The 23537-nt window shown below is 72.6% G+C and carries 24 protein-coding genes; 10 read left to right on the forward strand and 14 right to left on the reverse strand.

Annotation, left to right across the window (positions count from 1 at the left end):
* The first annotated feature begins 116 nt into the window (after window positions 1-116).
* From PCC79_RS11750 to PCC79_RS11765, 4 genes are read left to right on the forward strand one after another with little or no spacing between them, the layout of a single operon-like run.
* Window positions 117-923 carry a purine-nucleoside phosphorylase gene (locus PCC79_RS11750; protein ID WP_232549421.1) on the forward strand — a complete coding sequence of 269 codons (807 nt, stop codon included), beginning with the start codon at window positions 117-119 and terminating at the stop codon, window positions 921-923.
* Entirely contained in the window at window positions 923-2614 is a 1692-nt protein-coding gene (locus PCC79_RS11755; RefSeq protein WP_342371930.1) for a phospho-sugar mutase, read from the forward strand. Before PCC79_RS11750 ends, PCC79_RS11755 begins: the two co-directional genes overlap by 1 nt.
* On the forward strand, window positions 2611-3183 hold the full coding sequence (locus PCC79_RS11760) for a hypothetical protein (protein ID WP_342371931.1): 573 nt from the start codon (window positions 2611-2613) through the stop codon (window positions 3181-3183). Before PCC79_RS11755 ends, PCC79_RS11760 begins: the two co-directional genes overlap by 4 nt.
* 38 nt (window positions 3184-3221) lie before the next feature.
* Complete coding sequence (locus PCC79_RS11765; RefSeq protein WP_232549419.1) at window positions 3222-4208, forward strand: SDR family oxidoreductase; 987 nt, start codon at window positions 3222-3224, stop codon at window positions 4206-4208.
* Window positions 4209-4234: 26 nt separating this feature from the next.
* Here the strand turns inward: PCC79_RS11765 and PCC79_RS11770 are convergent, their stop codons facing one another.
* The 5 genes from PCC79_RS11770 to fabG all read right to left on the reverse strand — a co-directional run bounded on the left by PCC79_RS11770 (window position 4235) and on the right by fabG (window position 9062).
* Window positions 4235-5458: an SPFH domain-containing protein gene (locus tag PCC79_RS11770; RefSeq protein ID WP_416046577.1), complete on the reverse strand. Its 1224-nt coding sequence runs from the start codon at window positions 5456-5458 to the stop codon at window positions 4235-4237.
* Window positions 5459-6180: 722 nt separating this feature from the next.
* Window positions 6181-6645: an NfeD family protein gene (locus PCC79_RS11775; protein ID WP_232549418.1), complete on the reverse strand. Its 465-nt coding sequence runs from the start codon at window positions 6643-6645 to the stop codon at window positions 6181-6183.
* 18 nt (window positions 6646-6663) lie between these two features.
* The gene (locus tag PCC79_RS11780) at window positions 6664-7449 is read right to left on the reverse strand and encodes an ABC transporter ATP-binding protein (protein ID WP_342371932.1); all 786 of its coding nucleotides are present in this window, start codon (window positions 7447-7449) and stop codon (window positions 6664-6666) included.
* A gap of 23 nt (window positions 7450-7472) precedes the next feature.
* On the reverse strand, window positions 7473-8246 hold the full coding sequence (gene fabI, locus PCC79_RS11785; RefSeq protein WP_342371933.1) for an enoyl-ACP reductase FabI: 774 nt from the start codon (window positions 8244-8246) through the stop codon (window positions 7473-7475).
* Window positions 8247-8345: 99 nt separating this feature from the next.
* Window positions 8346-9062 (reverse strand): 3-oxoacyl-ACP reductase FabG, encoded by a 717-nt coding sequence (gene fabG / locus PCC79_RS11790; protein WP_342371934.1) that lies wholly within the window; start codon window positions 9060-9062, stop codon window positions 8346-8348.
* Window positions 9063-9111: 49 nt separating this feature from the next.
* Here fabG and PCC79_RS11795 point away from each other — a divergent pair, with 49 nt between their 5' ends.
* The 3 genes from PCC79_RS11795 to PCC79_RS11805 are packed head-to-tail and all read left to right on the forward strand — an operon-like array spanning window position 9112 to window position 11109.
* Complete coding sequence (locus PCC79_RS11795) at window positions 9112-9528, forward strand: DUF3099 domain-containing protein (RefSeq protein ID WP_232549414.1); 417 nt, start codon at window positions 9112-9114, stop codon at window positions 9526-9528.
* Window positions 9528-10307 carry an SURF1 family protein gene (locus tag PCC79_RS11800; RefSeq protein ID WP_342371935.1) on the forward strand — a complete coding sequence of 260 codons (780 nt, stop codon included), beginning with the start codon at window positions 9528-9530 and terminating at the stop codon, window positions 10305-10307. Before PCC79_RS11795 ends, PCC79_RS11800 begins: the two co-directional genes overlap by 1 nt.
* Window positions 10308-10311: 4 nt before the next feature.
* Window positions 10312-11109, forward strand: coding sequence for a putative RNA methyltransferase (locus PCC79_RS11805; protein WP_342371936.1), 798 nt, complete (start codon window positions 10312-10314; stop codon window positions 11107-11109).
* 7 nt (window positions 11110-11116) lie between these two features.
* On the opposite strand, the gene PCC79_RS11810 is transcribed toward PCC79_RS11805, so the two are convergent.
* The 6 genes from PCC79_RS11810 to PCC79_RS11835 form a co-directional block, all read right to left on the reverse strand.
* A complete protein-coding gene (locus PCC79_RS11810; RefSeq protein ID WP_342371937.1) occupies window positions 11117-11962 on the reverse strand; it encodes a PRD domain-containing protein in 846 nt (281 codons plus the stop codon).
* Window positions 11963-11991: 29 nt separating this feature from the next.
* Window positions 11992-14160, reverse strand: a complete 2169-nt coding sequence (locus PCC79_RS11815; RefSeq protein WP_232549410.1) for a glucose PTS transporter subunit IIA — start codon at window positions 14158-14160, stop codon at window positions 11992-11994.
* A gap of 199 nt (window positions 14161-14359) precedes the next feature.
* A complete protein-coding gene (locus PCC79_RS11820; RefSeq protein WP_342371938.1) occupies window positions 14360-15040 on the reverse strand; it encodes an NAD(P)H-binding protein in 681 nt (226 codons plus the stop codon).
* A 28-nt stretch (window positions 15041-15068) separates the two neighbouring features.
* A complete protein-coding gene (locus tag PCC79_RS11825) occupies window positions 15069-15620 on the reverse strand; it encodes a cysteine hydrolase family protein (protein ID WP_342371939.1) in 552 nt (183 codons plus the stop codon).
* Window positions 15617-17122, reverse strand: coding sequence for a purine-cytosine permease family protein (locus tag PCC79_RS11830; RefSeq protein WP_342371940.1), 1506 nt, complete (start codon window positions 17120-17122; stop codon window positions 15617-15619). The genes PCC79_RS11825 and PCC79_RS11830 overlap by 4 nt, the downstream gene beginning before the upstream one ends.
* Window positions 17123-17156: 34 nt before the next feature.
* Window positions 17157-18113, reverse strand: a complete 957-nt coding sequence (locus PCC79_RS11835) for a PfkB family carbohydrate kinase (protein ID WP_342371941.1) — start codon at window positions 18111-18113, stop codon at window positions 17157-17159.
* 107 nt (window positions 18114-18220) lie between these two features.
* Here PCC79_RS11835 and PCC79_RS11840 point away from each other — a divergent pair, with 107 nt between their 5' ends.
* A complete protein-coding gene (locus PCC79_RS11840; RefSeq protein ID WP_342371942.1) occupies window positions 18221-18835 on the forward strand; it encodes a hypothetical protein in 615 nt (204 codons plus the stop codon).
* Entirely contained in the window at window positions 18835-19056 is a 222-nt protein-coding gene (locus PCC79_RS11845) for a helix-turn-helix domain-containing protein (RefSeq protein ID WP_232549404.1), read from the forward strand. The genes PCC79_RS11840 and PCC79_RS11845 overlap by 1 nt, the downstream gene beginning before the upstream one ends.
* Window positions 19057-19199: 143 nt before the next feature.
* On the opposite strand, the gene PCC79_RS11850 is transcribed toward PCC79_RS11845, so the two are convergent.
* Genes PCC79_RS11850 through PCC79_RS11860 form a run of 3 tightly spaced genes read right to left on the reverse strand, consistent with a single transcriptional unit; the run spans window position 19200 to window position 22746 of the window.
* Window positions 19200-20099 carry a MaoC/PaaZ C-terminal domain-containing protein gene (locus tag PCC79_RS11850; protein WP_342371943.1) on the reverse strand — a complete coding sequence of 300 codons (900 nt, stop codon included), beginning with the start codon at window positions 20097-20099 and terminating at the stop codon, window positions 19200-19202.
* The gene (locus PCC79_RS11855; protein WP_342371944.1) at window positions 20099-21502 is read right to left on the reverse strand and encodes a 3-oxoacyl-ACP reductase; all 1404 of its coding nucleotides are present in this window, start codon (window positions 21500-21502) and stop codon (window positions 20099-20101) included. The genes PCC79_RS11850 and PCC79_RS11855 overlap by 1 nt, the downstream gene beginning before the upstream one ends.
* Window positions 21502-22746: an acetyl-CoA C-acetyltransferase gene (locus PCC79_RS11860; RefSeq protein ID WP_232549401.1), complete on the reverse strand. Its 1245-nt coding sequence runs from the start codon at window positions 22744-22746 to the stop codon at window positions 21502-21504. The genes PCC79_RS11855 and PCC79_RS11860 overlap by 1 nt, the downstream gene beginning before the upstream one ends.
* Before the next feature lie 98 nt (window positions 22747-22844).
* Between PCC79_RS11860 and PCC79_RS11865 the strand changes: the two genes are divergently transcribed.
* Entirely contained in the window at window positions 22845-23534 is a 690-nt protein-coding gene (locus tag PCC79_RS11865) for a TetR/AcrR family transcriptional regulator (RefSeq protein WP_342371945.1), read from the forward strand.
* Window positions 23535-23537 lie beyond the last annotated feature (3 nt).

The raw sequence follows: 23537 nt of genomic DNA on the forward strand, positions 1-23537 counted from the left end.
TTCACGGGCCGCGGGGCGCACACCGGGCGGCTGCCCCGACAGGCGGCGGCGTCCGCGTCCCCTCGACGCGGCAACCGGGTCGCAGCCAGGAGGGGCCCGCCCACTATGCTCGTCCGGTGACTGTCACGACCGCACCGCACGACCTGGCCGCCGAGGCGGCATCCGCCCTGCTCACCCGCGCCGGCATCCCGGCCCTGGACACGGCCTTCGTCCTCGGCTCCGGGTGGGCGAGCGCCGCCGCCGGGCTGGGTGAGCTCATCGACGAGATCACGCTGGCCGAGCTGCCGGGCTTCAGCAAGCCGGTCGTCGAGGGCCACGGCGGGGCGATCCGCCTGCTGCGCACGCCGTCCGGCCGTGTCGCGGGTCTGTTCACCGGCCGCACCCACTACTACGAGGGCCGCGGCGTCGCACCCGTCGTGCACGGCGTCCGCACGGCTGCCGCAGCCGGGGCGCGCACGCTGGTGCTGACCAACGGCTGCGGCGGGCTGAACCCGGAGTGGGGGCCGGGCACGCCGGTGCTGATCAGCGACCACATCAACCTCACCGGCACGACGCCGCTGGTGGGGGCCCGTTTCGTGGACATGACGGACGCCTACTCCCCCGACCTCCGCGCGCTGGCGCGCACGATCGACCCCGGCCTGCCGGAGGGCATCTACGTGCAGTTCCACGGGCCGGCCTACGAGACGCCGGCGGAGGTGCGCATGGCGGGGGTTCTGGGGGGCGACCTCGTGGGCATGTCGACCGCGCTGGAGACCATCGCTGCCCGCGAGGCAGGGCTGGGCGTGCTCGGCATCTCGCTGGTGACCAACGCCGCCGCAGGCATGACCGGCGAGGCGCTCAACCACGAGGAGGTCATCGAGGCCGGCCGCGACGCGCAGGACCGGCTGCGCACCCTGTTGTCCGGATTGTTGGAGGTGTTGTGATGCCGCTCGACCTGGCCGCCATGCAGGCGTGGCGCGACGCCGACCCCGACCCGGCCACCGCGACCGCCCTCGGCAACCTGCTCGAGAAGGCGGCCGCGGGGGACGCGGAGGCGTCCGCCGAGCTGGCCGACGCGTTCTCCGGACGCCTCGCGTTCGGCACCGCGGGGTTGCGCGCGCCGCTCGGGCCCGGCCCGAACCGCATGAATCGCGTGGTCGTGTCGCAGGCGGCCGCCGGCCTCGGTCGCTGGTTGCTGGACGCGGGGCACGCCGGCGAGCAGGTGCTCATCGGCTACGACGCCCGCTACAACTCCGACGTGTTCGCCCGCGACACCGCGGAGATCCTCGCCGGGCTCGGGCTGCGGCCCCTGCTCACCGAGACGGCCGTGCCGACGCCGGTGGTCGCGTTCGGCATCGGGCACCTCGGGTGCGTGGCCGGGGTGGTGGTCACCGCCTCCCACAACCCGCCGGCCGACAACGGCTACAAGGTGTACGTGGGCGGCTCGCAGATCGTGCCGCCGACCGACGTGGAGATCGCCGAGCGGATCGCGGCGGCGGCGTCCGTGCCGCTGGAGGCACACCCGCGCAGCGCGGCCTACGCCTTCGTGGGCGAAGAGTTGCTCGCCGCCTACGCCGAGCGCCTCGCCTCGCTGGTGCCCGCCGATGCGCCGCGCGACCTGGGGTGGGCCTACACCCCGCTGCACGGCGTGGGCGCCGAGGTGGTGGCCCGCGTGCTCGACCGCGCGGGTTTCCCCGCGCCCGCACTCGTGAGCGAGCAGGCGCTGCCCGACCCGGCGTTCCCGACCGTGGCCTTCCCCAACCCCGAGGAGCCCGGTGCGATGGATCTCGCCCTGGAGCTCGCTCGCGCGACGGACGCCGACGTGGCGATCGCGAACGACCCGGACGCCGACCGCTGCGCCGTGGCGGCGGTCGTCGACGGGCAGTGGCGCATGCTGACCGGGGATGAGCTCGGCTGGCTGCTCGCCGACGACGCCCTGCGCCGCGGGACGCCCGGCACCTACGCCTGCTCGGTGGTGAGCTCGACCCTGCTGGGCGACCTGGCCGCCGCGGCCGGCCAGCCGTTCGCGATGACGCTGACCGGTTTCAAGTGGATTGGCCGCGTGCCCGGCCTCGCCTTCGGGTACGAGGAGGCGATCGGCTACTGCACCGACCCGGCCGCGGTGGCCGACAAGGACGGCATCTCGACGTTGCTGCGCGTGCTCGCGCTGGTGGCGCGTCTGCGCGCCGAGGGGCTGACCTTGGCCGACCGGCTGGACGAGATCGCCCGCGCCCACGGCGTCCACCTCACCGCGCAGCTGTCGTTCCGGGTCGAGGACCTGGCGCTCATCACCGACGCGATGGCCCGGCTCCGGGCCCGGACGCCGGACGCCCTGGTGGGCGAGCCCGTCACGGCCACCGACCTGCTGACCGGTTGGAACGGGCTGCCCGCCACCGACGGCGTCCTGCTCGAAACCGCCCGGTTCCGCGTGGTCGTGCGCCCGTCGGGCACCGAGCCGAAGCTGAAGTGCTACCTGCAGGTGCGTCTGCCCAGGACGGCCGGGGAGGGTGAGGCGGAGGGTGTGGACCAGGCGACTGCGGTGGGCGAGGCGGCTGCGGTGGCGGTGGCCCGCGCGGAGGCCGCCGGGCTGATGGAGCAGCTGCGCGCCGAGATGGCCGGCGCGCTCGGGCTGTGACGCGGATCGTCCTGCTGGCCGGCCCGTCGGGCAGCGGGAAGTCGCGCCTGGCGCGGCTGCTCGGCGCCCACCCCTTCCGGTTGGACGACTTCTACCGCGACGCCGGGCCTGGCCTGCCGCGCGCCCACGGCATCGTGGACTGGGACGACCCACGCACCTGGGACGGGGCCGGCGCGGTCGCTGCCTTGCCTGCCCTGGTGCGGGACGGCGTGGCCGAGGTGCCGGTGTACTCCATCGCCGAGAGCCGCCGCACCGGGATGCGTCGCGAGACGCTGGGTGAGTGCCGGATGGTCGTCGCCGAGGGCATCTTCGCGATCGAACTGCTCGGCCTGGCGCGCGCGGCCGGGCTGGTGGTGGATCCGGTGTACCTGGACCGGAACCGCACCCTGGTCGGCGTCCTGCGCCTGCGGCGCGACCTCGCCCGCAAGCGCAAGCCCCCGCTGGTGCTCCTGCGCCGCGGGTACGCGTTGTGGCGCGGCCAGCCGGCGTTGCGGCGACGCGCGCTGGCCGCCGGCTTTCGGCCGCTGCCGACGATGCGGGCGGCGATCCGGGAGCTGTCCGGAGACTGAGGTGCCGGGCGGGGCCGACCCGGTGCAAGACTGGGGCCATGCGCGTCCTCATCACCGGTGGCACCGGAACCATCAGCCGGGCGGTCGTCGCCCGCGTCCTCGCCGACGGCCACGACGTGGCGGTGCTCAACCGCGGCAACCGGGAGCCGTTGCCGGAGGGGGTCGACCACCTGGTGGGTGACGTGTCCGACGAGGCGGCGTACCGCGCGGCGCTCGGCTCGCGGGAGTTCGACGCGGTCGTGCAGTTCGTGGCGTTCGCCCCCGATCAGGTGGAGCGCGACCTGCGCGTGCTGGACGGCCGCGCGGGCCAGTACGTGCTCATCAGCTCAGCATCGACGTACACCAAGCCGTTGCCCCACCACGTCATCACCGAGGACACCCCGCAGGCCAACCCGTACAGCCAGTACGCCCGCGACAAGATCGCGTGCGAGGACGTGCTGCGGGGCCAGGATGGTGGGGTGCGCTGGACGATCGTGCGGCCCAGCCACACCTACGGCGAGCGGTCCCTCCCGGTCAACCTGCACTTCGGCAGCCCCTGGGCGGTCGTGCAGCGCATGCTCGACCACAAGCCCGTGATCGTGCACGGCGACGGCGAATCGCTGTGGACGCTGACGTGGAACGCCGACTTCGCCGTGGGCCTCGCGGGGCTCCTCGGCCATCCGGACGCCCTCGGCCGCGCCGTGCACATCACCTCGGACGAATCACTGACCTGGAACGCCGTGCTGCGCACCATCGGCGAGGTCGCCGGCGCCGAACCGGAGTTCACGCACGTCTCGACGCCCATGCTCACCGCGCTGCGGCCCGAGCTGGAGGCGGGGTTGACCGGCGACAAGGCGAGCACCGTGGTGTTCGACAACACGCTCGTGAAGTCGCTGGTGCCTGCGTTCCGCGCGGACACGTCCTGGCGGCAGGGCGTCGAGCGTGCCTGGGCCTGGCTGGCCGAGCACCCAGACGCGCGACGTCCCGATCCGGAGTTCGACGCGTTCTGCGACGACGTGGTGCGCCGCGTCCGCGCCTGGGCCTGACGGGGCCCAGGCGCCGGACCGTGCGCTCAGGCGTCCTCGGCCTGCTGCTGGGACGCGTCCTGGGACGCGGCCTCGGGCTGGGTGGCCACACTGGCGCCGCCGGCGTCCGGGAGGAGATCGGCGACGGGGTCGACCACCTCATCGGTGCCGGTGGTGAGCGCCGGGCTCGCCAGCCGAGCGGCCTTGCCCTGCTCGATCTTCTGCGCCTCGGCGATCGCCTGGTTGACGCTCTTGGCCGACTCGGCCTCCTCGGCCCGCTTGGACGCCTCGATCTCGGCGAACACGTCGACCTTCTCGGGGGCGGAGTACTTGGCCGGGTCCGCCTTCTGGCCGGCGAACCGGCTGACGGCCTCGCCGGCGGTCGAGCCGAGGCCCTTGAGGGCGTCGTTCAGCTCGGACGGGATGACCCAGACCTTGTTCGAGTCGCCCTTCGCGAGCTGCGGCAGCATCTGCAGGTACTGGTAGGCGAGCAGACCCTCGTCCGGCTCGGACGCGTGGATCGCACCGAACACGGTCGTGATGGCCTGCGCCTCGCCCTCGGCGCGCAGCATGGACGCCTGCCGATCGGCCTGCGCGCGGAGGACGGCGGACTCCCGCTCGCCCTGGGCGCGGAGAATGCTCGACTCGCGGTCACCGGACGCGCTGAGGATCTGGGACTGACGCTGGCCCTCGGCGAGCAAGATCTGGGCGCGCTTCTCGCGCTCGGCGCGGGCGCCCTTCTCCATGGCGTCGCGGATCGTGGCCGGCGGCTCGATCGAGCGCAGCTCGACACGGTTCACCTTGATGCCCCACTTGCCGGTCGCCTCGTCGAGCACCGAGCGGAGCTTCTGGTTGATCTCCTCGCGGCTGGTGAGGGTCTGCTCGAGGTCCATGCCGCCGATGATGTTGCGCAGCGTGGTCATGGTCAGCTGCTCGATGGCCTGGATGTAGTTCTGGGCCTCGTACGCGGCGCGGACCGGATCGACGATCTGGTAGTAGATGACCGAGTCGATGCCCACCATCAGGTTGTCCTCGGTGATGACGCCCTGCGGCGGGAACGGCACGACCGCCTCGCGCATGTCCATGGTGTAGCGGACCCGGTCGATGAACGGCACGATCAGGTGCAACCCGGGCTCGATCGTCCGATGGAACTTGCCGAGCCGCTGCACGATGCCCACCTGCATCTGCTGCACGACCCGAATCGAGAGGGCCATCGCGACCACCGCCACCACGGCGAGAATCGCGAGGAGCGCGAACGTCACTTCTGGCATGGGGTGCCTCATCTCCTTTGGTGCTTTTCCCCCACCCTATCCACCGACGCCAGCACCCAGGGCGACGGCGCTCGGGCGGTCCGGGTTCGCGTCCCATCCACGTCGGCGGCGCTGCCCAGTCACCTGCCTCGGGGCGATCCCGCCGTGGCCAAGGTGTCGCCTGCCTGGCCTTGCGCGCCGCGTCCCTGGCTCAAGCGCCACCGCCCTGCCCGTGACATCACCACCCTGCCCGTCGCGGCACCGCCACCCTGCCCTTGGCGTCACCACCCTGCCCGTCGCGGCACCGCCACCCTGCCCTTGGCATCACCACCCTGCCCGTCGCGCCGCCACCCTGCCCGTCGCGGCACCGCCACCCTGCCCTTGGCATCACCACCCTGCCCGTCGCGCCGCCACCCTGCCCTTGGCATCACCACCCCATCGACAACCCACCACCCTGCCGTTGCAACGGCAGGGTGGTGGACGTCGGGCGGGGGGGCGATCGGATCGGCAGGGTGGCGGGCGTCGGGCAGGGAAGCGATCGGATCGGCAGGGTGGCGGGTCGTGCGGCAGGGAAGGCGATCACATCGATCGGGGCACGGCTCCTGAGTGCCGCCGCGGCGTCCGTGCCAGCTCAACCCACCCACACCCCACTCGGACGCCGACACGCTGCCATGTGCCCCAAACTCCGCCTCCGAACCTGGAGTTTGAGACACAAGCGAGCGTGTCGCGCCCCCTGACGGCAGTCAGCTGCCCAGGGGCTTGTGGCGGGGGTAGACGACGACCGTGACGCCGTCGATCTCGAACACCTCGACCTCGACCCCCGCCGCGATGGGGTCTCCGTCGTAGCTGCGCGCCGACCACGATTCACCCGCGATCTTCACCTCACCGCCGGCAGCCGTGATCTCGCGGGTGGCGAAGCCGGTGCTCCCCAACAGGTTGTCCACGGAGCTGCGGTACCCCGGCCCCCGGTGCAGGCGCTTGACCAGCTCGGGCCGCAGCACCCCCAACAGCGCCACGGCCACCACCAGCGCCACGATCACCTGCACCCAGATCAACCCCGGCAGCACCAGGGCCGTCGCGGCCCCGGCGAGGGCGCCGCCGGCCAGCATCAGCAGGGTCAGGTCAAGGGTCAGCATCTCCGAGACGGCCAAGCCGCCCGCCGCGATCAGCCAGATGGCCCACAGGTTCTGCTGGATCCACTCCGCCACGGCGTCCCCCTTCGTGCCCTAGCCCGCAGCCCGCGCGCTCCACCGGCCGTCGGTGCGCGTCACGTGCAGCGGCACCCCGAACGTAGCACTCAGGTGGTCGTCGGTCAGGGTCTCCTCGATGGGCCCAGCCGTCACGACGCGGCCGCCGCGCAGGAGCAGCGCATGCGTCATTCCCGGCGGAATCTCCTCGAGGTGGTGTGTCACCAGCACGGTTGCCGGAGCGGTCTCGTCCGCCACGATGTCGGTCAGCGTCGCGACCAACGACTCCCGGCCGGCCAGGTCGAGGCCGGCAGCCGGCTCGTCCAGCAGCAGCAACTCGGGGTCGGTCATCAGCGCGCGCGCGATCTGGACGCGCTTGCGCTCGCCCTCGCTCAGCGTGCCGAACGTGCGCCGCGACAGGTGGCTCACGCGCAGCTGGGCCATCAGCGCCGCCGCGCGACGCAGGTCGCTCACGTCGTAGTTCTCGCGCCAGCGGCCCATCACGGCGTACGACGCCGAGACCACCACGTTGCCCACCGACTCCCCGCGCGGAATCCGCTCCGCGAGCGCCGCCGACGTCACGCCGATGCGCGGCCTCAACTCGAACACATCGACGGCGCCCAGCACCTCGTCGAGGATCGACACCATGCCCGAGCTCGGGTGCAGCTGCGCCCCCACTACCTGCAGCAGGGTCGTCTTGCCCGCCCCGTTCGGCCCGATGACCACCCAGCGGTCGGACTCCGCCACGACCCACGACACCCCGTCCAGCAGCTTCGCACCGCCGCGCACGACCGAGACGTCGTCGAGCTCCACCACACCAGGCATGCGGCCCAACCTACCCCGACGCCTCAGGCGCCCGTGGAGTGCAACCCGCCGTCGACGTGGATCATCTCCCCCGACGTCATGGCGAACCAGTCCGACAGCAGCGCAACGACCACCTTCGCGGTGGCGGTGGCGTCCGAGGAGTCCCAGCCGAGCGGGGCACGTCCGCCCCAGATGTCGTCGAACGACGTGGACCCGGGGATCGCCTTCTTCGCGATGGTGTCGATCGGCCCCGCGGCCACGATGTTGCAGCGGACGCCTTCCGGCCCGAGATAGCGCGCCACGTAGCGGGACGCCGACTCCAGCGCCGCCTTGGCCACGCCCATCCAGTCGTAGGTGGGCCACGAAATCCGCGCGTCGAACGTGAGGCCGACCACCGCGGCCGTCTCGGCAAACAGCGGCTTGCACGCCATCGTGAGGCTGACCAGGGAGTACGCCGACACGTGCATGGCCTGCGACACGTCCTCGAACGGCGTGGTGAGGAACTTGCCGCCCAGCGCCGTCTCGGGGTTCGCGTACGCCACCGAGTGGACGACCCCGTCGAGACGTTCGACACCGGCCTCGGCCAGCGCCTGGGGCAGCCGCGCGAGGTGATCGGCGTCCGTCACGTCCAGTTCGAGGACGGCCGGGGCGGGGTCGAGGCGCTTCACGATCCGCTGCGTGAGCGACAGCGCCCGCCCGAAGTTCGACACGACCACGGTGGCGCCCTCCGCCGCGGCGATCTCGGCGACCTTGTACGCGATCGAGGTGTTCATCGTGACCCCGGTGACGAGGATCGTCTTGCCCTCGAGGATGCCCATGCGTTCTCCTAGATGTCTCGTTGCGGTGTCTCGCTGCGGTGTCTCGTTGCGGTGGGACGCCGCCGCGCGGCGCTGTGCCCAGCAGAAGTGGTGGGGCTCTCAGTGGCCCATGCCGAGCCCGCCGTCCACGGGCAGCACCGCGCCCGAGATGTACCCGGCCTCCGGCGAGGCGAGGAACGCGACGGCGGACGCGACCTCGGCCGGCAGGCCGAGGCGTCCGGACGGAATGGCCGCCCGGTAGCCCGCCACCTGCTCCTCGCCCAGCACGGCGGTCATGTCGGTCTCGATGAATCCGGGCGCCACGACGTTGGCGGTGATGCCGCGGCCACCGAGCTCGCGGGTGAGGGAGCGTGCCATGCCCACGAGGCCCGACTTGGTGGCGGCGTAGTTGACCTGCCCGGGCGAACCGTAGAGGCCGACCACCGAGCCGATGAAGATGAGGCGCCCGCGCCGCAGCCGCAGCATGCCCCGGCTGGCCCGCTTGGCGACGTGGAAGGCGCCCTTCAGGTTGACGTCCACCACCGCGTCGAAGTCGGCCTCGCTCATGCGCAGCACGAGGGTGTCCTTCGTGATGCCGGCGTTGGCGACGACGACCTCCACCGGGCCGTGCGCTTCCTCGGCGGCGGCGAACGCGGCGTCGACGCTGGCGGCGTCCGTCACGTCGCAGGCGATGCCCAGCGCACCGCCCGGCGCCCGGCCGGACGTGCTGGCGCTGGCGACCTTGTCGCCCCGGGCCAGGAACTCCTCGACGATCGCGGCGCCGATGCCGCGCGCGCCTCCCGTGACCAGGACGCTGCGGGGGGTCTGTTCGCTCACCCGCTCACCGTAGCGTGAGCCGTCGGGAGTGGGAGCTAGGCTGGCCGACATGGTTTCGCGGATGCGGCCCACCATCATCACCGACGCGCGGTACGGCACAACGCTGTCCGCGGACGCCCGCGAGCGTCGGTACCTGTGGACCATGGCGTTCCGCGTCGTGGCGTTCCTGGCCGGGCTCTTCGCGCCCCTGCCGTACAACCTCTTGTGCTTCCTGGCCGCCGCCCTGCTCCCCGCCATCGCCGTGCTGCTCGGCAACGCCCGCGACAACCACCTCGAGCCCACCGCCCCCGACGCCCAGCAACCGCCCCCCCAACTCGCCCTGGGCGCGGGCGACGTCGTGCCCGGCGACGTGGTGCCGGGTGAGGTCGTGCCGGGTGAGGTCGTGCAGGGTGAGGTCGTGCCAGGTGAGGTCGCACAGAACGGCGTGGTGCCGGGTGAGGCCGGCCCGCACCCGGAGGCGGCGTGATGAAAGGACCCTGGCTGCGGTGGCTGCTGCTCACCGTCTTCGTCGTGGCGCTCGCCGTGACGTTCGTGAACCTCGGCCGCTGGCAGCTCGACCGGCTCGACCAGCGCCGGGACCGCAACGAGACCGTGCTCGAGCACGAGAGCGCGCCCGTCGTCGCCTTCGAGCAGGTGTTCACCGGGGAGATCGACGAGCACGACCAGTGGCAGCGCGTCAGTGTCACGGGTATCTATGACGCGGAGCGCCAGGTGCAGGTGCGCTACCGCTCCGAGAGCGGGATGACCGGGTGGGAGCTGGTGACCCCGCTCACCACCGCCGACGGCACCACCGTGCTCATCGACCGCGGTTTCGTCGAACGCCCCCGCAACCAGGACTTCCCGAGCGCCCTGCCCGCCCCGCCGGCCGGTGAGGTCACCGTGGTGGGTTACGTGCGGCGCGACGAGCAGGGCCCCGAAAACGCCCTGACCCCGTCGCCCGACACCAACGACACGGTTCGGCTCATCAACGCGGCCGCCATCGGGAGCTGGCTCGGCCGCGACGTCGTGAGCGGCTACATCGGCCTCATCAGCTCCGATCCGCCGCAGGACGGCCCGTTCCTGGTCGTCGAGCCACCCCCGCAGGACGAGGGTCCGCACCTGTCGTACGCCCTGCAATGGTTCGCGTTCACCGCCATCGCGGGCATCGGCCTGGTGGTGCTGATCCGCAACGACCTGCGCGACCGCGCCCGCGTGAAGGCCCGCGCCGAGCGCGACACCGCAGGCGACGCCGCCGGGCACGCTTGACGTGGTGGACGCCGCCCGCGGGCTGCTCGCCTGCCCGGTGTGCGCCGCACCGCTCGACGTGGCGGCGCGGCCGGTGCGCTGCCCGGCCGGTCACAGCTTCGACGTCGCCAGGCAGGGCTACGTCAATCTCGCCGGCGCCGCTCCCCCGGCCAACGCCGACACCGCCCCGATGGTGGACGCCCGTGCCCGCGTGCTCGCCTCCGGTGCGTTCGACGCGGTGGACGCCGCCCTGGCCCGGCGCCTGCGCGGCAGCCGGGTCGTGCTGGACGCCGGGGGCGGCACCGGCCACCACCTGGCCCGGCTGCTGGACGCGGCCCCCGACGCCCGTGGCGTCAACCTCGACGTGTCGGTGCCGGCGGCCCGGCGTGCCGCGAGGGCCCATGCGCGGCTGGCGTCCGTCGTGGCCGACACGTGGGGCACCCTGCCGCTGCTGTCGCGCCGCTTCGACGCCGTGCTGTGCGTGTTCGCGCCCCGCAACATGGCCGAGTTCGCCCGCGTCCTCGGCGACGGCGGGCTGCTCGTCGTGGTGACGCCCGATCCGGAGCACCTGGCGTCGGTGCGCGAACGCCACGGGCTGCTCGGCATCGAGCCCGACAAGGACGACCGACTGCTGCGCGCCGCGTCGGCCCGGTTCACCCCCGTCGCCCGCGAGCGCGTCCGCGTGCCATTGGCCGCCTCGCCCGCGCTGGTGGCCGACCTGATCGGCATGGGCCCCAACGCCTTCCACGGGGCGCCGACGGCGGTGGACGCCCTCGACACCGAGGTCGCCGTCAGCGTCTGGCTGTTCCGGCGCGCGGGGTGAAGCCCGCTCAGGGCACCCGCTGCTCGCTCGCCACGCGCGCCACGTGGAGCGTCAGATAGGAGATCTCGTCGTCGGTGAGGGCCGCCCCCAGCCGCAGCTCCATGACCGCCGCCAGCCGCTCGGCGCACCGCAACGCCTCGGGATGGACGTCGCGGATCGCCTGCCCGATCGTGGAGTGGCCCTCGTCGAGCTGCTGGTGCTGGTGGATGCGCACGAAGAGGTAGCGCACGTGGGTGATGAAGCGGCCGAGCCCCACCGATCCCGGGTTGAGGGTGAAGCCGTAGGTCTGTTCGATGACGGCGACCATCTGCTGGATCACGCCGGTCATCGTGTAGGTGTGGCTGAGGTCGCCCGTGGTGAAGCCCGCGTTGACGAGGTGGAGCGTCAGGGCCACCGCCTCGCCGTCGGGCAACGGCTCGACCAACCGGGCGTTCACCGCGGCGAGCAGGGCGGACGCCTCGCGGTACTCCTGGGCGTACAGGTGGGTCACCTCGCCGACCAGGGGGTAGTCGATCGCCAGTCCCAGCCGCTGGCGCCGGACGGCGAAGCTGACGTGGTCGGCCAGCGCGATGACGAGGGTGGGGCTCTGCGCCGCCCGCCCCTCCAGCCCGGCGTCGGTCAGCGCCGCCACCACGAGCTGGACGTATTCCGGCGCGATGCCGGCGAGCAGTTCGCCGAGGTGGTCCGGGTCGCGTCCGTCGTCAGGACGGAAGACCCGGACCACCTTGGCGGTGTCCACCGGTTGGCCCGGCCGGGCCTGGAAGCCCAGGCCGCGGCCGGTGAGGATGACCTCGTCCCCCCCGTCGCCCCGGGCCAGGACGACGTTGTTGTTGAAGACGCGCAGGATCTCCATGGCGGGTTCGGGAGGCGAGGCCGGCTCGGTCAGTGGGTGATGTCGATCACGGGGTCGCCCGCACCGACCTCCTTGCCCACCAGCGGCGTCACCGCGCCGAGCTTCTTGGTGTTGGTGACGGCGACGATCGTGGTCGTCGGGTAGCCGGCCGCACGGACGGCGTCCAGGTCGACGTCGACCAGCGTGTCGCCGACGTGCACCCGGTCACCCTTCGCCACGTGGACGTCGAAGCCCTCGCCGTTCATCTGCACCGTGTCGATGCCGACGTGCACCAGCACCTCGACGCCGTCATCGCTCTTGATGCCGAACGCGTGGCCCGACTTCGGCACGGTGATGACCTTGCCGCTGATCGGGGCCACCACGTGGCCGGAGGTGGGCTCGATGCCCACCCCCTCGCCCAGGGCGCGGGACGAGAACACCTTGTCCTCCACGTCGTCCAGCGACACGACCCGCCCGGCCATCGGCGCGGCGATGCGATCGGTCGGCTCGGCCGGGGCCGAGGTGTCGTCGGCCGCGAACGTGGCCGGGGCGGACGATGCCGCCGTGGCGCCGGCCGAGCCGTCGGCCGCGGGGGCGTCCATGACCGCGGTCGCCGTGGCGGCGGACGCGACGGGGATGGCCCCACCGGCGACCGCGGAGCCACCGGTGCCGTCGGTGACGGCGCCCGGGGTGGCCGGACGGTCGGCGGCCAGCGGCGCACCCTGCTCGAGCTGCTCACGGGCGAGACGGGACTCCTCGCGCTGCTCGGGCGTGCGGTAGTCGGAGATGATCACCAGGATCATCGCGGTGAAGAACGCGACGGCGATGGCGATGATGTAGACGACCATCGGGGTGAACACCGGAATGGTGAGCAGCGACGTGAACGCAAAGGCGCTGGCGCGCAGGCCACCACCGATGCCCACGACGAGGCCACCCAGCAGACAGCCGACCAGCATGCGCGGGTAGATGCGCTTGTACCGCAGGTGGATGCCGTAGAGCGACGGCTCCGAGATGCCGCCCAGCAGGCCGGCCGCCAGGGCGCCGGTGGCGGTCTGGCGCATCTGGATCTCCTTGTCGCGCATGGCGATGAACAGGACGCCGGCCGTCGCGCCGAAGCACGCGAAGTTCCAGGCACCCATCGGGCCCTGGATGAAGTCGTAGCCCAGGTTCTGGATGTTGAGCAGCATGATCGCGTTGATCGGCCAGTGCAGGCCGAGCGGCACCATGAAGGGGTAGGCGAGCGGGATCACGATGGCGAAGATGAACGGGTTGAAGGCGTTGATGGCCTGCAGGGCCCCGGCGAGCGCCGCGCCGGCGTAGATGCCGATCGGGCCGATCAGGAACGCGGTGAGGGGGATCATGATGACCATCGAGATGAACGGCACGAACACCAGCTGGACCTGCTCGGGGATGATCCGCTTCAGGAACTTCGTGAGCGGGCCGAGGACGCCGGCCATCAGCAGCGGCGGGAACACCTGGGAGCCGTAGTCACGCAGCGCCAGCGGGATGCCGAAGATGTCGACGACCTGGACGTCCTGCCCCGCGATCGTCATGTCCCGCGCGCTCTCGGCGAGGTTGTTGAAGCCGGGCAGCATCAGCACGGCCATGATGGCGAAGCCGACCCACGGGTCGGCCCCCACCTTCTTGCTCGCGTTGTAGGCCACCATCAGCGGCAGGAACACGAACACGCCCTGCCACATGAGGTTGACGAAGTTCCACGACGGCCCCAGGTCGACCGTCGGGTCGGACCAGTTGCCGATGACGCCGGTCGTCGCCATCAGCGACATGAACGTGATGATGAGCGACGCGCCGAGCAGGGCGCCCAGGATGGGGCGGAAGGAATCGGAGAGGAACTCGAAGAAGTTGTCCACCCACGCGTACTTGCCGCGCGCCGCGCGCGCCTGCGCCTTCACCTCGGCGTCGGTCAGGTCCCCGGTCGGGGCCGCCTTCTTGCCCGCGCCCGACATGACGGGCAGCGCCTGGATGTTCTCGTAGTAGGTCTGCACCGCACCACCGATGATGATCTGGTAGCGGTTGCCGGCCTGGGGCACCGAGCCCATGACGCCGGGGATCGCGTCGACGACGTTCGCGTCCACGACGGAGGCGTCGTTGAGTTCGAAGCGGAGCCGCGTCGCGCAATGGGTGAGGCTGGCGATGTTGCCGGGGCCGCCGACGGCCTCGACGATCTGCTCAGCCGCGCTGGTCTGAGTTGGGGACACCTGTGCACTTCCTTGTCTTGAACAGCACCCATCAGGCAACAAAAAAGACCTGAGAAAGCGCCCCACCAACAGGGCGTCTCAGGTCTTGCCCCAGACGGGTAACAATCCGAGTGAGCTGGTTGCTCGTGCAGAAAGCTAGCACACCACGATCCCCGGCGGGTGCCGCCGCCGGGGATCGGGAATCACGTGTCGCGCCGACTCAACCTGCCGTCGCGGCCGCCACCGCCTCGTCGATGGGCGTGCCACCATCGGTGAACGCGATCGTCGTGCGCGCCGGGCCACCCGCCGCGACGACCGCCGCGATCACCCGCGCGACGTTGCCGCGCGACGCCGGACCGGGCTCCGACGAGTCGCCCTGCGGTCCCGGGCCGGCGACGGCGTCGATGCGGCCGGTCGGCTCGTCGCTGGACAGCGTGCTCGGGCCGAGGATCGTCCAGCCCAGCTCCGTGCCGCGCAGGTGCTCGTCCGCGGTGGCCTTGGCCTCGGCGTAGGCGAAGAAGCCCTCGCCCTCGGGCACTCCGTGGTCGGGGCGCGCGCCGTAGTACGACACCATCACGTACTGCGGGACGCCCACCGCCACCGCGGCGTCGATCGAGCGGATCGCCGCGTCGGCGTCCACCGCCTTCGTGCGCTCGGGACTGCCACCGCCGGCGCCGGCCGACCACACGACGACGTCCGCGCCGCGCAACACGCGGGCGAAGCCGTCGGCGTCCAGCGTCTCGATGTCTTCCACCAGCGGGGTCGCCCCCGTGGCGGCGACCTCCTGCGCCTGCTCCTGCTTGCGGATGACCGAGGTCACCTCATGCCCGGCCTCAGCCAGCAGCGGGGCCGCCAGCAGCGCGACCTTGCCGTGTCCTCCGATGATCACGATGTTCGCCATGCGTCCTCAACGCCGCGCCCGGCGGCGTTCATTCCGGCGGGACGGCCGGCGGCAGCTCGTCCGAGGTGCACACGGTGATCTGGGGTGGGTAGAGCCCCAGGACCTGCAGCGCCGCGGCGTGGTTCTCCGGGGTCGAGCCCGCGCAGGCGTCGGCGAGCACCGTCAGCGTGGCGCCGGCGTCGGCGGCGGGCAGGGCGGTCGAGATCACGCAGCAGTCGGTCGCCACGCCGGTGAGCACGAGCTCGGGGGTCTCCCCCACCACCGGGCGCAGGGCGTCCCACTTGCCGAACGTCGGGGCGTCGACGACGACGGCGTCGACGCCAACCAGGGCGTCCACGAGCGCGAAGGCCGGGTCGGTCGGCGGCCGGTCGGCGAACGGCCAGGCTGCCATGTAGGCCTCCCACGAGCCCGGACGCCGCCGCGGCGGCACCCAGCGCGTCACGACGGTCCGCCCCGCGTAGCGCGGCAGCAGGTCGACGATCACGGCTGCGGCGTCCGGCCACATCGGGGAGCCCCAGTCGCTGGCGGGGTCGGCGAAGATCCGCTGCGGGTCGATGACGACCAACCACGGACGCGTCACGCCCGGCCCTCCTGCCATCGAACCGTGCCGCGCCGGGCCAGCAGGGTCACGACGAAGCCGAACAGCAGGGCGAACAGGACGCCGAGGTTGGCCCAGGGCCAGGTGCCGTCCCAGCTCTCGACGCCGTCCACCACGCTGCGGGCGCCCAGGCCCAGCGGCTCAAGCAGGTAGCCCTGCCAGTTGTTCCAGGCGGCGTCCGCGGCGAACTGGTTGATGACCAGCCCCCAGCCGATGACCGTGGCGACGACCATGGTGCCGATGGACACCCAGTCGAACGCGCCGTAGCGGCCCGCCGGGTCGAACAGGGCGGTCTCGTCGTAGTCGCGGCCGCGGAGCAGGATGTCGGCGATGAGAATGCCCGCCCACGCGGCCATGGGCACGCCCAGGGTGATGAGGAAGCTCTGGAACGGGCCGAGGAAGTCACCGGCCACGAACACCACGAAGATGGTGCCCGCGGTGAGGATGACGCCGTCGATCGCGGCCGCGGCCGGGCGCGGGATGGCGATGCCCAGGCTCAGCAGCGTCAGCCCCGAGGAGTAGATGCCGAGCACCGCCCCGGAGACGAGCGCCAGCAGCGCGGTCAACCAGAACGGGATGAGCAGCCACGGCGGCAGCAGGGCGGCCAGCGCCCCGACGGGGTCGCTCGCGATGGCGTCGGACAGGGCGGCGTCCGACCCGGCGAGCAGCAGGCCGTAGACCACCAGCACCACGGGGGCGACCGAGCCGCCGATCGTGTTCCACGCGATGATGGCGCCATTGGACGCCGTGCGCTTCTGGTAGCGCGACCAGTCGGCGGCGATGTTGATCCAGCCCAGCCCGAAGCCGGTCATGACCATGGTGAGCGCGCCGACGACGTTGCCCACCGAGCCGGCGGGGACGGCCCCCACGGCCGCGGCGTCGATGTGGCCCAGCGTGACGAGGATGTAGACGATCGTGACCGCGCCGGTCAGCCAGGTGAGGACGGACTGGAGCCGCATGATGGTGTGGTACCCCAGCACGGACGCCGCGACGATGAGCGCGGCCACGGCGATGGTGGCGCCGATCTGGACGCCGACCCCACCGCCCCACCCGAGGATCTCGAACACCGTCGAGGTGGCCAGCACCGCCATGATCGCGAGGAACGTCTCCCACCCGATCGACAGCAGCCAGCTCACGATGCCCGGCACCTTCTGCCCGTGCACGCCGAACGCCGCCCGCGACAGCACCATGGTGGGCACCGAGCCCCGCTTGCCGGCCGTGGCGATGACGCCACACAGCGCGAAGCTGATCACGATGCCGACGACCGCGACGACCGCCGCCTGGGCGAAGCTGACGCCGAAGCCGTACACGAAGGCGGCGTAGCTCATGCCGAACACGCTGACGTTCGCCGCGAACCACGGCCAGAAGAGATCCCGGGGCCGGGCGGTGCGCTCGGACTCGGCGATGATGTCGATGCCGTTGGTCTCGATCAGGCGGGCGGGTGCCGGATCGGCCGCCGCGGTGCGGACGGGATCAGTCGTCATGGCGGCATTCAACCACCTGCCCCCGACCATGCCGTCAGGGACGCGGCCAGGCCGCCCAGAACGCGTCGATCTCGGCCCCGGTGGGCGCGGTCGCCGGCCCGGATCGGGTCACCTTGATCGCACCACCCACGTTGGCGCGGCGGCAGGCCACCACCCAGCCCGTGCCGCGCGCGAGCTCGGCAAGCAGGACGCCGGTGTGCGCGTCGCCGGCACCGTTGGTGTCCACGGCCTCCTGGGGAAACCCCGGCACGAGGGTCGTCTGGCCGCCGGCGTGGACTGCGCAGCCGGCCGGGCCATCCCGGACGATCGCGACGCCGCCCGGTGCCAGCAGCCGGCTGACGGCCGCCGCCGTGGCCGCCATGCCCCGCGCCCCGGTTCCGGTTCCGGTTTCGGTTCCGGCCAGGATCGCCTCGGCCTCGGCGAGGTTGGAGGTCCACACGGTGGTGCGGCCCAGCATGGCCGCGCGGGTGGCGTCCGACAGGCCGGCGAAGACGGCGCCCGGGTCGAGCACGACCGCCACCCCGGCGGGGAGATCCGCCAGCCACGCCTCGAGCGGGGCGCGCGTGGCCTCGACGGCCAGGCTGTAGCCGGTCACGCAGATGAGGTCCCCGGGACGCGGTGCGCTGCGGTCCAGTGCGGCGACGCTGAGGCGCCGCTCGGCGCCCAGCGTGGTGACGAACGTCCGCTCGCCGTCGGGCTCGACGAGGACGAGACAGAGCCCGGTGTCGGCGTCCGGGATCGCCTCGGCCGACCAGGTGATGCCCTCGGCGGCCAGCGCCGCACGGACGAGGTCGCCGTTGCGTCCGGTGCCGACGACGCCGGCCTGCACGCAGGTGGCGCCCGACCGGGCCGCGGCCACGAGGATGTTCACCGACCCGGCAGCCGCCAGCTCCCAGCTGGACGCCATGACGTTCTGCCCGCGCGCGGGCAGGGCCGGGACGCGGGCGACGGCGTCCACCAGCGCCTGGCCGGTGTGGATGATGCGGGGCACGCCGAGGAGCCTAGCGACCCCGTCCGCGTTGGTGCTTCGCCGCCCTTGACGGGGCAGGCATAGCGAGTATCGTTATTAACGAAATTCGTTATGGAAAGCGAGGAACGATGACTCTCACAGACGCGCACCCCACCGCTCGACACAACCTGCCCCCCCTGGCGTGGCTGACGCTGCTGGGCGCCACCGCCACCGGCCTCTACGGGCTGGTGAACGCGTGGGCCACGGTCACCTCCGGGGTGGTCGTGGTGGCGCTCGCCGGCATCGGCCCCAGGCGTCCGGACACCACCGGCTGGCCGGTCGCTCCGGGTGCTGAACTCACCTGGCCCTACCGCGCCATGGTGCCCGTCAACGACGTGCCCGTCGGTGCCCGATGGTTCATCCACGCCGGGCAGGCGCTCACCCCGCTGCTGTGGGCGGCGAGCCTGGCCGCGCTGGGCCTCCTGTTGCTGCGGGCCGCGTCCGCGCAGAGCATCTTCGAGCCGCGCGTGCGGCGGGCGCTCAACCTCCTCAGCCTGGCCGTGCTGCTCCTGGCCTTGGTGCCGGGGGGCCTGCTCCTGCTGGGCACCAACTGGGCCGTCGGGAGCCTCGGCTGGGAGTCCCACACGGCCACCGATTCCACCGCCTTCCTGTTCCCGCTGTTCGTCTACTACCTGTGCGTAGTCTTCTCGGTCACGCTGCGCCACGGCGCCCGGCTGGCGGACGAACTGGACCACGTGATCTGATGCCGCCCCAGGATTCCCGGATCACCTGCAGGATCGACGTACTGCTGAGCGAACGAGGCATGACCCTGACCGAGCTGGCGGATCGGATCGGCCTCAGCGTGATTAACCTGTCGATCCTCAAGAACAACCGCGCCAAGGCGATCCGGTTCACGACGCTGACCGCGCTGTGCGACGCCCTCGCCTGCAGCCCGGGTGATCTCTTCGCCCTCCGGGAGGAGTGAGCGGCGGGGACGACGACCGTCTGATGGCTCTGGTGGTGTGGCATTTGGACCCGAGGAAATGGCGCCATGGCGCCATTTCCTCGGGTCCAAATGCCACGCACGCGACGCGCTGACCCCACGTCAGCACCCGGTGATCGGGTCGGTCAGCGACGCACCGCACCCACCAGGTGCGGTTTCTCCTCGCGGCCCAGCACCGCGAAGCGGACGCCCGCGTCGGACTCCGCCGCCGCGAACGAGACCCGGCCGGGCAGCAGGATCGGGCGGGTGAACGCCACGTCGACGGTGTAGGTCTCCGGGAGGCGCCCCGACAGGGCAGCCAGGCACCGCGCGTGCGTCCACATGCCGTGGACGATGGCCCGCCTGAACCCGAACAGCTTCGCGGTCGCGGCGCTGAGGTGGATCGGGTTCACGTCGCCGGAAACCTTCGCGTACTGGCGGCCGAGATCGGCCGGCAGTCGCCACCGCTGCGCCATCCTGGGCTGTTCGCCCGCCGCGTCGTTGCGCAGTGGATCGGCGGGGTCGTCGGTCACACCGGTGGCGCGGGCGGCGTCCGCACCGGCCGGCGCGCTCGCGCCGCGGGCGAGGTAGCTGCTGCGCCCGGTCCAGGCCAGCTCGCTGCCCACCCGCACCTCCCCGACGAGGTCGAACAGCGCTCCCTTGGCGTGGGGCCGCAGCGCCTCGGCGCGGACAAGGACGTCCAGGTGCTCGCCCACCGCCACCGGCCGGTGGAGCGTCATCGTGTTGGCCGTGTGGACGAGGCCGGCGGGCGCGAACGGGAGATCCTGCCCCGCCAGCAGCGCCGCCTGGAGGGGGAAGGTCAGCACGTGCAGCCACGTGGGTGGCACGGCGTCCCGCAGCCCGAAGCCGCACGCGCGGTTGTACGCGGCCAGCCGGCCCAGGTCCTGCCGCAGGCGGGCCACGCGCACGACGGTGGTGGGCAGGACGGCCTCCGCGCGCGGGCGGCGTCCGACGTGATTGGCCGTCGCGCGCACGAGCAGCGGTGCGACGGCGGGGAGGTCCGCGTAGGCGAGGGTCGTGTGCATCAGGCGCCGATCAGGTTGTGGCCGCAGACCCGGACGACCTGGCCGTCCACCCCACCGGAGGCGGGGTCGGCGAGGTAGGCGATGGTCTCGGCCACGTCCACCGGCCGCCCGCCCTGACCCAGGGCGTTGGTGCGGCGGAAGATCTCGCGCTGCACGAACGGGATCGCCGCGGTCATCTCCGTCTCGATGAACCCGGGCGCCACGGCGTTCGCCGTCACTGGGCGGTCGGCCAGCTCGGCCGACTCGGCCCACGTGAGCCCCATGACGCCGGCCTTGGACGCCGCGTAGTTCGTCTGCCCCTTGTTGCCGGCCCAGCCGGAGGTGGAGGCGATGCCGACGATGCGGGCCTGCTCGCCCAGCCCGCCGGGCAGGTCGGGGTCGAGCAGCGTGGGGTTCATCCGCATCTCCGCGGCCAGGTTGACCTCCAAAACGGACGCCCACCGGCCCTCGTCCAGGTTGGCCAGGAGCTTGTCGCGGGTGATGCCGGCATTGTGGATCACGGCCCAGATCTTCGCCTGCGGGCCGTGCACGGTGGCCACGTGCGCCGCGATCCGCTCGGCGGCGTCCGGCACGGTGATGTCGAGCTGCAGGGCGGAGCCGCGCACCGCGTTGGCGACGCCGGCCAGCGCGTCGCCGGCGGCCGGCACGTCGACGGCCACCACGGCCGCCCCGTCCCGCGCGAAGGTGCGCGCGATCTCGGCCCCGATGCCGCGAGCCGCACCGGTGACCACCACGATGCGCCCGGCGAAGGGCCGGGCCGGGTCGTACTCCGCACCCGCGGCGTCCCCGGCCTTGGCCGGGCCGACGCGCCACGTCTGGCCCGCGACGAATGCCGAGCGGCCCTCGAGCAGGAACGACAGCGTGGAGCGCAGGTCGGACGCCGGCGTGCCGGCCCGCACGAACACCAGGTTGGCGGTCGACCCGCCGCGCAACTCCTTGCTCACGGTGCGGTTGATGCCGTCGAACGCCTGCGCGACGGCCTTGGCCTCCACGTCGGAGACGTCGGCCGCGTCGGTGGCGAGCAGGATCACGCGCCCGGAGGCCTCCAGCCCCTTCATGGCCGGGCGCAGCACCTGGCGCAGCCCCTCGAGCTGAGCGATCTCGCGGACGCCGGTGGCATCGATCACGACCGCACCGGGGCGGCGCTCGTAGCGCGGCGGCTGCGGCCGGCCGCGGTCATCGGTCGTCCGGTGCTCGGGCAGGTCGAGCAACGGGCCGATCGGGCTGAGGCCGAGCAGGGCCAGCGCCTCGGCTGCCACCCCACCCCCGGGAAGCGTGGCGAGCACGATCTCCCCGCGCGGCAGTTCGCGGCCGCGCCGCAACACCGGGGGTTCGGCCAGACCCAGGCGGGCCGCCGCCTTCTTGCCGAGCGGCGTGCCGTACAACGATTCGAGGACGTTCATCACACCGCCTCCAGGATCGCGGTGACGGCCTGGCCGCCCGCCGCACAGATCGAGATGAGACCCCGCGAACCCGGCCCCCGCTCGGCGAGCAGCTTGGCCAGCGTGGCGACGATGCGTCCGCCGGTCGCGGCGAAGGGGTGCCCGGCGGCCAGCGAGCTGCCGTTCACGTTGAGGCGGGCCCGGTCCACGGTGCCGTGGCCGTCGGCCTCGAGCTGGGCCAGCGTGGCCAGCACGGTCGAGGCGAACGCCTCGTGGATCTCGACCAGGTCGAAGTCGGCCAGCGTGAGGCCGTTGCGCTCGAGCAGCACCGGGATGGCCCGGGCACCCGCGATGAGCAGACCCTCGTTGCCGGTCACGTAGTCGGTGGCGGCCACCTGGGCGTCCACCACGCGGGCCAGCACCGGCCAGTGCCGTTCCCGCGCCCACTCCTCCTCGGCGAGCAGCACCACGGCCGCCCCGTCGGTGAGGGCGGTCGAGTTGCCGGCCGTCATCGTGCCGTTCTCGCCGCCGAAGACGGGCTTGAGCTTGGCCAGCGCCTCGGCGGAGGTGTCCGGCCGCAGCAAGGTGTCGCGCGTCACGCCCAGGTACGGGGTGACGAGGTCGTCGAAGAAGCCCGCGTCCCAGGCACGCGCCAGGTTCCGGTGGGATGCCAGCGCCAGCTCGTCGGCCGCCTCCCGGGTGAGCCCGTACTCGGCGGTGGTCAGCGCCTGGCTCTCCCCCATCGAGAGGCCGGTCCGGGGCTCGACGACCCCCGGCGGCACCGGCGCGAGATCGGTCGGGTGCAGCGAGGCGAAGGACTTCAGCCGCTCGAGCAGCGTCTTGGAGCGCGAGGCCCGCAGCAGCGCCCGGCGCAACCCCTCGCTGACGACGATCGGGGCGTCCGACGCGGAGTCGACGCCGCCCGCGATGCCGGTGTCGGCCTGCCCCAGGCGGATCTTGTTGGCGACGTAGATGACCGTCTCCAGGCCGGTGCCGCACGCCTGCTGCAGGTCACACGCCGGGGTGTGCGGGTCGAGTGCCGAACCCAGCACCGCCTCGCGGGTGAGGTTGAAGTCGCGCGTGTGCTTCAGCACGGCGCCGGCCGCGACCTCGCCCACCTGCTGCCCGGCCAGCCCGAAGCGGGCGACCAGGCCGTCCAGCGCCGCGGTGAGCATGTCCCCGCTCGACGCCGCCGCGTACTTCGTGCCCGCCTTGGCGAACGGGATCCGGTTGCCGCCGACGACGACGGCGCTGCGCTCTGGCATGTGCTCTCCTGTGAACTCGGACGCCGGACCCGGGCCACGGCGCGATGTATCCGGCACCGATGGTAGCAGGTACCGAGAGTTTCGGGTACTGTGGCGTCATGACCACCACGGACGGCCGCGCGACCCGCTGGGCACAGCACAATGCCGACCGTCGCCAGGAACTGGTGGAGGCGACGCTGCGGGCGATCCGCAAGCACGGCAGCGCGGTGGGGATGGACGACATCGCGGCGTCAGCCAGCACGTCGAAGACCGTGTTCTACCGCCACTTCGGCGACCGCAACGGCCTTTACGAAGCCGTGGTCGAGAGCGTCCACGCGTTCATCCGCGGCAACCTGGACTCCCCGCTGAGCTCCGGGCTGGCCCCCGGGGAGTTGGTCGCCGCGCTCGCGGACGCCTACCTGAGCGTCGTCGAGGCCGACGTCGAGATCTACCGGTTCGTGACAACCCGGCCCGGCGACTCCCCCGACCCCGTGCTGGGCATCACCAACCGGATCGGCGACGAGGTCGCCGCCGCGTTCGCCGGCTGGCTCACCGACGCCGGGCTCGACCCGTCGCCGGCCAACACCTGGGGCCACGGGGTCACCGGTTTCGTCTGGGCCGTGGCCGACCGCTGGATCCTCACCGACCTGCGCCGCCCCCGCGCCGACATCGTCGCGTTCGTCGCGCAGCTCTTCGAGCCCGCCTTCGCCGCGCAGACGCCCACGGCCTCCCCTGCCCCCGCAGCCCCCGCAGCCCCCGCACCACCCTCCGCCCCCACGACCACCACACACCCAGCACCCACCGCATGAGGA

Origin of the sequence: Propioniciclava soli, assembly GCF_038502305.1 — a bacterium.
GTDB lineage: Bacteria > Actinomycetota > Actinomycetes > Propionibacteriales > Propionibacteriaceae > Propioniciclava > Propioniciclava soli.